4 protein-coding genes are annotated in these 2,730 nt (G+C 34.8%); all 4 read right to left on the bottom strand.

Going from position 1 to position 2,730, the window contains the following annotated elements; all coding sequences use genetic code 11:
• Positions 1-638: 638 nt before the first annotated feature.
• The gene (locus FTU34_RS17520) at positions 639-1,343 is read right to left on the bottom strand and encodes an IS6 family transposase (protein WP_019383621.1); all 705 of its coding nucleotides are present in this window, start codon (positions 1,341-1,343) and stop codon (positions 639-641) included.
• A gap of 353 nt (positions 1,344-1,696) precedes the next feature.
• Positions 1,697-1,894, bottom strand: coding sequence for a hypothetical protein (locus FTU34_RS17515; protein WP_004967399.1), 198 nt, complete (start codon positions 1,892-1,894; stop codon positions 1,697-1,699).
• A gap of 65 nt (positions 1,895-1,959) precedes the next feature.
• Positions 1,960-2,187, bottom strand: coding sequence for a hypothetical protein (locus FTU34_RS17510; RefSeq protein WP_180036292.1), 228 nt, complete (start codon positions 2,185-2,187; stop codon positions 1,960-1,962).
• 94 nt (positions 2,188-2,281) lie between these two features.
• Positions 2,282-2,497: a cold-shock protein gene (locus FTU34_RS17505; protein ID WP_004967395.1), complete on the bottom strand. Its 216-nt coding sequence runs from the start codon at positions 2,495-2,497 to the stop codon at positions 2,282-2,284.
• Positions 2,498-2,730 lie beyond the last annotated feature (233 nt).

Here is a 2,730-nt window from a genome sequence, read left to right as displayed (position 1 = left end):
TTCAGCACTGTATGTTCTTCGTTTTTTCGCAAGAGATGCGATGGATGTCTGATGATTTGTAGTCATAAATTTAAGTCCCCACTTGTTTCTAAGTGGGGACTAAATTAAGGCTTATAGGATGAATTCAGAAGGTGTGTTCAGCGGACGCTTACATATCATCGAGTTTTTGATTTGATAGGGGTTACCCCAGAATTTGGAGAAAATAGTACGACAATGAATTTTGTCGACTAATTAATTTATTAAAATCAAAGATTTATATTTTTATGCTTTGCCTGTCTGCTAGAGATTGGCAACATGCAATTTAATTGAAAGATTTTTAACGAAGTTCTTAAATAACAACTACATAGAAGTAAATAAATGTACTTACCGCCCTATAATTTCCGTTTTCTGTGCTGACCCCTAATATAGCAGTTTTTCACTGAATAGAACTCAGATAACTTATCATTTGGTGATAGTCAGAAGCCTTTATTCCCTTAAAATAATTTTTGTTTTTGATATCAAGGACTACTTCTACCACAACCTGTAAACAGCGAATAAAAATCTTAAAATTTAAACCCTAATTTCGATAAGAAGGGTAAATATACTTGGCACTGTTGCAAATAGAGATTTGAGTCGATGAAGTTCCCTTTAAAAAGTGCTTAGAGACCGAAAACCCTGTTGATTAGACACACTTCACCCTGAGGCTGACCATAATAAAATGACGATGCTTGTCCTTTACGTAGTGCACGCATGACTTCAATACCTTTAATTGTGGCATAAGCCGTCTTCATAGATTTGAATCCTAATGTGGCCCTGATGATCCGCTTTAACTTACCATGATCACATTCAATGACATTATTTTTATACTTAATCTGCCTGTGTTCAAGGTCTGGTGGACATTTTCCTTCTCGCTTTAATCGTGATAAAGCATGCCCATAGGTCGCTGCTTTATCTGTATTGATGACCCGTGGAATTTGCCATTTTTTCACCGTATTGAATATCTTTCCTAGAAAACTATAGGCTGATTTACTGTTCCGCCTAGCGGAAAGGTAAAAGTCAATCGTATGACCACGTTGATCAACTGCACGATACAGGTAAGTCCATCGCCCCTTCACTTTGATATAAGTCTCATCCATATGCCATGAATGTAAATCTGTAGGATTACGCCAATACCAGCGTAAGCGTTTTTCCATTTCTGGAGCATAACGCTGAACCCAACGATAAATTGTACTGTGATCCACATTTATGCCTCGTTCAGCGAGCATTTCTTGAAGTTCACGATAGCTGATGCCATATTTACAATACCAACGAACAGCCCAAAGAATGATTTCACCTTGAAAGTGCCGACCGTGGAAGGGATTCATCTGCTGTATCTCGAAATAAATAAGATATTTAGCTTATCACGTCAGCCTATTTGCAACAGTGCCATAAACCTTGGGGTAAGTTTTGAGCAATGTTGTAAGCCAAGGCTGACATGAATTAGGGATCATTGCGTCTATGTCATCTCTGCGAATTTTCATATGATGGGGACATAGAGAACAGGATGTTCCAACACATAAAACAATAATGATAAGTGCAACACCAGGACGTGAGGTACGACAGGAGTTATAGCTAAACACCTAATACGAAAAAGCCCGACATGATGTCGGGCTTTTTTATTAGCTTCAATATAATTAAATCACTTTAAATATGATTATTTATATCACTCATATGATAGCTATAAAATTTTGAATATTTTTCCACTTAGATTACTTTGAAAAAGCATGTCAAAATTAGGGCGTATATCTTCACCATCAACAGTGATATGTTTTATATTCGAAGGAGATTGCATGTTAGCAAATTGATGATCTACTGTGGCTTGAATAGAGTGTTTAACCCCAAATTGGTCTTTGACGCTGACAGTCTCTTTAAACATATATATCCCCTTAATAAAATTGAAGTGCAAAAATACACATAAAATATTGATATTTAATTGATTTTTTAAACAACTTTATAATTTAATTTAAATAGCTGATTTAGAGAAGTGTAAAAAGTACGGCCATCCAAATTTAAATCAACTTCGATTCCTGATTCCAACAGAACTCTTTTACCGACTTCAATTTGTTTAAAGCCTTCACGTGTATTCTGCATTTTATGACGGGGAATTAATGAAACAATAATTTCAGTACCATTTTTAGATTTTGCAATTAAATCATTCATTTTTAACATCTTATATCCTATTTTTATAAGTTTTTCATTTTTAAACAAATTTTAGAGTATAAAAAAGCACTCATGAGTGCTCTTTATCACTGCCTATTTTTACTTAAATAGCAACAATATTCACAGCATTTGGGCCTTTTTGACCTTGAGCGATACTAAACTCAACCTGCTGACCTTCATACAAAGTCTTAAAGCCTGAGCTAGCGATTTCACGGAAGTGAGCGAAAACGTCTGGACCTGATTCTTGTTGAATGAAACCAAAACCTTTAGCTTCGTTGAACCACTTAACAGTACCTTTAACAATATTTGAGTTTGACATAATAAATCCTACTGATTTTTAATAATTTTTAGTCATTTTATTGACTGGGTATAAACTTTGAAAATAATAAATAATGAGACTTAAAATCTGAAAAAACGAAGGATTAAGAGGTGGTTCCACTTGTTTGAACAACTAAAAGCGTATTTATAAGTGATATTCCGCTCTAGTTAAGCCACCTTGTTTTGTTGGGGTAGCTGATCATAGTAAAACTCATTTGGTGTCATTTTGTCTAG

The organism is Acinetobacter sp. YH12094 (genome assembly GCF_013419295.1).
In the GTDB taxonomy this organism is placed as follows: Bacteria; Pseudomonadota; Gammaproteobacteria; order Pseudomonadales; family Moraxellaceae; genus Acinetobacter; species Acinetobacter amyesii.
This window is presented reverse-complemented; position numbering and strand designations above follow the sequence as displayed.